We start from the raw sequence: 7,180 nt of genomic DNA on the forward strand, positions 1-7,180 counted from the left end.
GTATCAGCTGCTAGCCGCTAGCGCCCCGACCACCTGCTCGATACTGGCCTTCAACCCCTCCAGGGTATCTTGCGGGTCGGTATCGACCACCACCAGCTTGGCACCGGAGGCAGCGATGACCTCGGCCACTTCCTTGCCCGGCTGTTTGTGGTGCAGTACCAGTGCCACATCCTGCCCCTTGAGTTCATCGCCCAGGCGTTTGAGCGCCACCGCATCCCATTGGTCGTCCGCCACCTGCGGGTGGTCGATCAGGTCCAGGTTCAGGCCACCGATCAGGTAACCCAGGCGGTCCGAGAGGTTGACCACACTGAGGTTGTCGGCGTCGGCCAGGCGCGTTTCGCTGCCGGCACTGAGCTCCAGCAACTGGCGCTTGAGGCTGGCCAGGTTGTTCTGGATGTTTGCCTGGTCGCTCGGGCTCAGGCGCCCCAGGTCGTTGGCCAGCACATCGGCCATGCGCCCCAGGTTGGTCGGGTTGAGCCACGGGTAGGCAGCAAAGGCATCGTTACCCTGTACGGCAATCCCCGGCAAGGCGCCGTCAACCGGGCGTGCAGCATCGATTTCAACGATACGGATGTTGCTGCGTCGTGCCACCGGGTAGAGCGGGTCGTCACGCCAGATCGAGCGCAGGCCGATCACCGCGTCCGCCTGGCTCGCGGCTTTCTGCAGGCTCGCACCGCCCCGGCCGCTGAAATAGGACGGCTGGCGCGATGCCGGAATGTTCGCCGGTGCCGCACGGGTCAGGGTGACGGACGTCCCGTCGAGCAGGGCGCTGGCCAGGGCGTAGGTAACCGGCAACGATGCCAGTACGCTGACGCCTGCGTGTTGCTGGGTTGCCGCCGGGGCCGTTTGCGCCTGGCTCAGGGTGGGCAGGCCCGCCAGTGCCAAGGCCAGACACAGGTGCTTGAGGTCGAAGGTCATGCCGGGTTTCCTTGCAGGCGTGGAACAAGGCCGCGGGCCAGGGCGGCGAGGGCGAAGCAGCAGCCGGCGACGAGAATGATCGCCGCGCCTGACGGCACCGGCAGGTCGAAGACGATGGGCAGCAGGATGCCCACCAGGGTACTGAGGGTGGCAATCACCACCGAGGCCCAGAAAAAGCCTTTGAGCGACTGGCTGATCAAGCGCGCCGCCGCTGCCGGAATCACCAGCAAGGCACCGACGAGAATGGCGCCGATCACCTTCACTGCTGCCACCGTAACCAACGTCACCAGCACCACGAACAGGTAGTCCAGGCTCTTCACCGCCACACCGCGCACCGCCGCCAGTTGCGGGTTGAAGCTGGCCAGCATGATGCGGTTGTACAGCGGCAGGGCCAGGGCCAGCACCAGCGTGCCGACAATCCCCAGCACCAGCAGGTCCTGGCCGCTGACGGTGAGCACCGAACCGAACAGCACGTTCTCGAGGATGTGCACGTTGATCTTCCCGGCCAGCATCAGCAGCAGGCTGGCGCCCAGGGCCAGGGACACCGAAAGGAACACGCCGATCAGGGTGTCGGGCGAAAGCCCGGTGCGGTTGCGCAAAAAGTTGAGGAGGATGCCGAACAGCAGGCAGTAACCAAACAGGCTGCCATACGGGCCGGTGTAGGGTTCGCCAAGCAGGATGCCAATGGCTACGCCGGTCAGCGCCGCGTGGCCAACCGCTTCGGAAAAGAACGCAAAGCGCTTGACCACCACCAGGGTGCCCAGCCCGCCCAGTACCGGGCCGATCATCAGGCCGGCGAGCAGGGCGTTGACCACAAAGCCGTAGGCCAGGGCCTCGGGCAGGTAGCCGGAACTGGCCCAGCCCTGAATCAGCAGGCGAAATTCTTCGTAGTTCATCAGGCGGTGCTCTCGCTGCGCGGGTGAATGGAGAACAGGCTGAGCAGGCGCTCCGGGGTCAGCGCTTGCTTCGGCGGGGCGTCGAACAGCACGCGGCGGCTGAGGCCGGTGACCTTGTCGGCCAGGCGCGCCACCGCTTGCAGGTCGTGCTCGATCCACAGCACGGTGGTGCCGGCTGCGCGCCAGTCCAGCAGCAGGCGTTCGAACACCTGGATACCGGCTTCGTCCAGCGCCGACATCGGTTCATCCAGCACCAGCAGGTGCGGCGCCGGGATCAGGCCCTGGGCCAGCAGCACGCGCTGGCGCTCGCCGCCGGAGAGGGCGCCCATGCGCCGCTTGCGTTTGTCGAGCATGCCGACCCGCTCCAGCGCCGCGTCGATGGCCGGCGCGACTTTGCGCGACAGGCCAAGAAAGGCCGGGCGCCGCTGGCACATGGCAGCCATGAAGTCGTCGACCGTCATCGGCAGGCCACGGTCGAATTCCAGGGCCTGGGGCACGTAACCAATCACCTGGGCATCGCCTGGCCAGGTCAGGGTCAGCTGGCCCTGGTGGGGCATCTGCCCGAGCAGGGTTTTCACCAGCGAGCTTTTGCCGCCGCCGTTGGGGCCGACCAGGGCGTGCACGCTGCCGGCCGCGACCTTGAAACTGACCTGGTCGAGGATGCGTGTGCGCCCCAGGGTAAGGTCGATGGCGGCAAACTCGATGTCCGGCCCACAGGGCGGGCTGATAACGGTTTCAGCGACAGTCATGCCTTGGACTCCTTGATCGCCCGCACCACGGTGTCGAGGTTGCGCTTCATCTCAACCTCGTACTTCTCCTTGCTGTAGTCGCCGTAGGAGATATGGGTCAGCGGGTAGATCTTCACCCCGGACTCGCGCTGGATGGTCTCGACATAGGCCGACGGGAAGTCCATCTCCGAGAAAATCACTTTGACGTCCAGCGCCTTGAGCTGGTCGATGGTTTTCTTCAGCTGGCTCGGGCTGGGTTCGATGCCATGGGCCGGTTCGACCACTGCGGTGACTTCCAGGCCGAACTCGCGCACCAGGTAGTCGTAGGCGGCATGGATGGTGGCGACACGAAACTCGGCGCCCGGCGCTTCGGTGACCTGGGCCAGGGCGTCGGCGCGCAGCTTGCGCAGGCGCTTGGCGTAGGCGCGGGCGTTCTGGCTGTAGTACTTGGCGTTGTCCGGGTCGAGCTTGCCCAGCTCGCGGGCGATGTTATTGACCTGGGCGATGCTGGCGCTGATCGAGAGGAAGGTGTGCGGGTTGACCACCTTGCCCGCGCCGCGCGCGGCAACGCCGGTGGCGGCCAGCAGCGGTACGTTGGTGTTGGACTCGATCACGGTGATCTGCGGCTTTTCGCTGGCGGCGATCATGCGGTCGGCAAAGTCATCGTGGCCGATGCCGTTGAGCACCACCACGTCGAGGCTGCCGATGCGCCTGATGTCCTCGGCCCGTGGCTCGTAGGCGTGGGGGTTGAATCCGGCCGGAATCAGCGGCACCACCTCGGCCTTGTCGCCGACAATGTTGGTCACGTAGCTGTAGTACGGGTGCAGGGTGATGCCGATTCGCAACGGTTTGCCATTGACCTCGGCGACGGCCACGGCAGGCAGGGCAACAGCAATGAGCACACTCAAGAGGCGACGGGCGAGGGCGGAGCGAAACATGGGGCGTCCTTGTATCAGTGACGATGCTGGCGGGTGACGCCGGCGTCATAGTGGGCGGCGATCTGCTGCCAGCCCGCGGCGATCAGCGCGGCGGGCGACAGGTCGGCAGGGACAGTGGCGTCAGCCTTGCGCAGCAGCCAGATATCGGCGGCGCCGTCATGGGCAGTGGGAATCAGCATCAGAAAGCTGCCGGCCACGCTCGCCGACTGGCTCAGGCCCAGGTAGGCCTGCTGGCCCAGCCGTTGCCATTGATGCTCGCCACGGCTGGCGCTGCTGGCGTCCTGGGCGAAGGGTGGGAAGCCTTCTTCGGCCAGGGTGGCGACCTCGACCAGCTCCGGGGCCTCTTCGCGGCGCAGCTGGATTTCTTCGAATGCCACCCGCAGGTCGGCATACACCCCTTGCTCGGTGGCATACAGGTCGCGGCGGGCATCGAGTTGATGGGCTTCGATACTGACTTCGTCGTGACGTTCGCCGCGCAGGGCGACAATTCCCGCCGCCACCGCCAGGATGCACAGGCTCACCAGCAGCACGTAGAGGGTTTCGTGCCCGGCGCCGGCCGGGCGTACCACCTGGACCCGGCTCATGGCTCACCAATGTCGGCGTAGTCGATTTCGACCACATGACCAGGGCCTGCGTCGAACAACACGTAGAACTCACCGTCCGGACGCTTGAACGTCAGTTTCGAATTCTCGCCCAGCTTGCCCGGCACGAGGATCTCTTCGTTGTAGCCGATCACGTCTAGGGTCACCCCCGGTGCGCCGCTACCGTCGGAAAAACCGCCGGTGCACTCGATCTGCCCGCCGTCGACCGGCTTGCATTCGCACATCGGGTTATGTGCCAGGGCCGGGCTGGCGGCGCCAAGCAAGAGCAGGGGCACGAGCAGCCTGCGGGGGGTGGGCTTCATCATTTGCCTCCTTGTTTGTTCAGCCAGGCGAGGGTGGCCGGCGAGGCCTTGGCCAGGGGGATGGACGCTTGGTGCATGCTGCCGTCCCAGCCTTCGAGGGTGATCCAGATCTCGGCATCGGCCTTGGTTTTGCTCGGGATCGGCAGGTTGGTGGCCATGCGGTAGGGCGGTCCGAAGAAGATCGTGCCGGCGGCGCGCAGGCTGCGCGGTTTGCCGATGCGCAGGTAAGCGGCCTTGACCTCGTTGATGCAGGTGTTGCACAGCGCTGCGTTGAAGGCCTTGAAATGACCTGCCGGGCCGTCGGCGCGCGGTGCCTCGTCGCGCAGCTCGGCCAGTTGCACCTGCCACGGGCCGACCTGGATAGTGCCCAGGTCGCGTTCACCCAGGCCGCTGTCGCCGCGGAACATTGCGGCATCGGCAAAGTACTTGGGCATGAAGCCTAGCGGGATCAGCAACAGCAGGATGTTGAGGTGAAAGCGCCATTTGTGCCACCAGCGGCTCAAGGGGCTGGCGGGCGCGACTGCTGCCTTGCTCATAGGCTGGCCTCCGTGGCGGTTTCAGGGGTGGTGCGGGCTTGCTTGCGTTCGCCGCGCTTGAGGGCCGCGGCCGTGGCCTGGGCGGTGCGTTTGGTCCAGATCAGCAGGCCGCTCAAGACCATCATCGACAGCAGCAGGCCGAAGAACGCCCAGATCAGCTTGATCGCCAGGCCGCCGAAGTCGCCGGTGTGCAGCGGGCGCATCGATTCGGTGACAAACTCCAGGGCCGAGCGGTCCTGGATCAGGAACTGCGACTCGATCTTGCTGTTGTAGGGGTTGACGTTGACCGTCTGGAACATCAGCGGGTACCAGCCACGGCCGCCCAGGTACAGGTGGGAGTAGGCGTTACCGGGCATCGACACAAAACTCACCTCAAGCCCAGGAATCTGCTCGCGGGCAATGCGCGTGGCCTCATCGACGCTGATGCGCGCTGCTGGCGCGCCGGAATCGGTGCGTGGCACGTCTTCACGGGCAATCACCGGTACCACCGGCTCCGTAGACACACTGATGTGGTTGTCGCCCAGGATCGCCTGGATCAGGAACCAGGTGCCGGTGATGGAAATCACCGCAATGAACCAGATCGACCAGATGCCGCTCAGGCGGTGAAAGTCGCCCCAGAAAATCCGTGCGCCGTGGTTGAAGCGCAAGGTTGGCTTGAAGAAGCCTTTCCAGAACTTCTTGTAGACCACAAGGCCGGTGACCAGCGAGGCCAGCATCGGCAGGCCGAGCAGCGACACCAGGTACCAGCCCCAGCTGTAGCCGTTGGTGAACGGCACCAGCCACCAGCCGTGCAGCGCGCGGGTAAAGGCCTCGAAGTTGAAGTCCGGGCTCTTGCCCTGGATCGCCCCGGTGTACGGGTTGACGTACAGCGTCGGTGCGCTGCCATCGGCAAAGGTCACGGCGGCGGTTACGGCAAAGTGCGAGCCGTCGGGCTGGCTGAGAGAGCGTACCGCCATGTCCGGCTCGGCTTTGTGCAGGGCGTCGAGAATCTGCTGGTAGCTCAGGCGCTCGGCGGCGCCGTCGGGTTGGCTGGCGCGCACGTCCGGGTTGGCCAGCCAGACGATTTCCTGGCTGACCACGGCGAGGGTGCCAGTAACGCACACGATCAGCACAAAGAACCAGATCGGCAGGGCGAGCCAGCTGTGCACCAGAAACCAGAGTCTGGATTTGGATTTTTTTGACATGGAACCCGGTCTTTTCAAGGAATTGAGGTCGCGACAAAGCACAGCTTTCGCAACTGTTACTTATAGGACGAATGAGAATTGAAAAACCGTCTTTGCAAATGAAAGAAAATGTTTCAGGGCGACGAAATGCAGGGAGGCACCAACCTTTTCACTCTGAGGGGGTGGAGTTGCGGTGCAAAAAATCAGTTTTTACCTATACCTCGTAGGACATTTCCCAAACATACTTCTGCCGCTTTTTATCCGTTGCGGTCGCGTTGGCAGCGCACTAGTCTCGGCGGGTCGTTGCCTTTTGACGACACGGCTTTGACAGGCCGCTTCGGGTTGATCGCATGGCTTAAGCCTTCAATGGCGGCTGTGCGTAGGGCACGCCCGCGTGCGCCGGTTACTGATCAACTCCGCCGGTCTGTCAACCTACGTATAGCTGCCACCCACCTGTTTGACGGCAGGTTGATGGGAGCCCCGTCAAGGAGTTGATTCATGCTGAAAATCGTCCCCGACCCACCGCACAACCCCCACTTCCTCGAAGACACCCTCATCCAGGCCTCGGACTATGCCCTGTGTGCGCAGACCGTGATCCATCAGGCACTCCTGTTGCAGCCCAAGTCACCCGCTTCGATCCTGATGATGGCGTCGATGCATGAAATGGAGGCGCTGCGGGTGATGCTCGAGTCCATGTTGATTCAGGTACAGATGCCGGCCGGGCTGCAGAATTTGCACTAGGCCCTCAGTGATGTGTTGCTTTCACTGGCCTATTCGCGGGTAAACCCGCGAAGAGGCCGCTACATTTCAGGGACACTCAACAATGACCACAGACGACTCCCATTTCACCGTCGGCAAGACAACATTCTGTCAGGGTGAAAACCACACCCTCCCGCTGTTTCGCATCGAGCCCGGCATTCCTTCCCAGCATGCCCGTGAGCAGGCCTCGGAATTGATGGGCTACGTGCGCGAGCTGACTCTCATCGGAGTGTTGGATGAGAAGCCGGCACTGATCTGGGCTTCGCATTACCTGAGTGCCATGGCCAAGGCCCTGATTGATGATGCTGAGCTGGGCATGATGCATTGAAGCCTTCCTG

At 63.9% G+C, this 7,180-nt stretch carries 10 protein-coding genes; 2 read left to right on the forward strand and 8 right to left on the reverse strand.

All coding sequences use genetic code 11. The annotated features are described in order from the left end of the window. Positions 1 to 3: 3 nt before the first annotated feature. From DM813_RS19615 to DM813_RS19650, 8 genes are read right to left on the reverse strand one after another with little or no spacing between them, the layout of a single operon-like run. Entirely contained in the window at positions 4 to 918 is a 915-nt protein-coding gene (locus DM813_RS19615) for a metal ABC transporter substrate-binding protein (RefSeq protein WP_128325020.1), read from the reverse strand. Next, positions 915 to 1,814: a metal ABC transporter permease gene (locus DM813_RS19620; RefSeq protein WP_128325021.1), complete on the reverse strand. Its 900-nt coding sequence runs from the start codon at positions 1,812 to 1,814 to the stop codon at positions 915 to 917. Before DM813_RS19620 ends, DM813_RS19615 begins: the two co-directional genes overlap by 4 nt. Then, entirely contained in the window at positions 1,814 to 2,563 is a 750-nt protein-coding gene (locus DM813_RS19625; RefSeq protein WP_128325022.1) for a metal ABC transporter ATP-binding protein, read from the reverse strand. Before DM813_RS19625 ends, DM813_RS19620 begins: the two co-directional genes overlap by 1 nt. Continuing rightward, a complete protein-coding gene (locus DM813_RS19630; protein WP_128325023.1) occupies positions 2,560 to 3,480 on the reverse strand; it encodes a metal ABC transporter substrate-binding protein in 921 nt (306 codons plus the stop codon). The genes DM813_RS19625 and DM813_RS19630 overlap by 4 nt, the downstream gene beginning before the upstream one ends. Positions 3,481 to 3,494: 14 nt before the next feature. After that, a complete protein-coding gene (locus DM813_RS19635; protein WP_128325024.1) occupies positions 3,495 to 4,064 on the reverse strand; it encodes a DUF6162 family protein in 570 nt (189 codons plus the stop codon). Next, complete coding sequence (locus tag DM813_RS19640; protein WP_128325025.1) at positions 4,061 to 4,384, reverse strand: hypothetical protein; 324 nt, start codon at positions 4,382 to 4,384, stop codon at positions 4,061 to 4,063. Before DM813_RS19640 ends, DM813_RS19635 begins: the two co-directional genes overlap by 4 nt. Then, on the reverse strand, positions 4,384 to 4,920 hold the full coding sequence (locus DM813_RS19645; RefSeq protein ID WP_128325026.1) for a thiamine pyrophosphate-binding protein: 537 nt from the start codon (positions 4,918 to 4,920) through the stop codon (positions 4,384 to 4,386). Before DM813_RS19645 ends, DM813_RS19640 begins: the two co-directional genes overlap by 1 nt. Continuing rightward, on the reverse strand, positions 4,917 to 6,104 hold the full coding sequence (locus DM813_RS19650) for a PepSY-associated TM helix domain-containing protein (RefSeq protein WP_128325027.1): 1,188 nt from the start codon (positions 6,102 to 6,104) through the stop codon (positions 4,917 to 4,919). The genes DM813_RS19645 and DM813_RS19650 overlap by 4 nt, the downstream gene beginning before the upstream one ends. Before the next feature lie 477 nt (positions 6,105 to 6,581). On the opposite strand from DM813_RS19650, the gene DM813_RS19655 reads away from it, so the two are divergent. Then, positions 6,582 to 6,824 (forward strand): hypothetical protein, encoded by a 243-nt coding sequence (locus tag DM813_RS19655; protein ID WP_128325028.1) that lies wholly within the window; start codon positions 6,582 to 6,584, stop codon positions 6,822 to 6,824. 82 nt (positions 6,825 to 6,906) lie between these two features. Next, a complete protein-coding gene (locus DM813_RS19660; protein WP_128325029.1) occupies positions 6,907 to 7,170 on the forward strand; it encodes a DUF3077 domain-containing protein in 264 nt (87 codons plus the stop codon). The last annotated feature ends 10 nt before the right edge of the window (positions 7,171 to 7,180 follow it).

It is taken from the genome of Pseudomonas alkylphenolica (assembly GCF_004025535.1).
GTDB classification, from domain to species: domain Bacteria; phylum Pseudomonadota; class Gammaproteobacteria; order Pseudomonadales; family Pseudomonadaceae; genus Aquipseudomonas; species Aquipseudomonas alkylphenolica_A.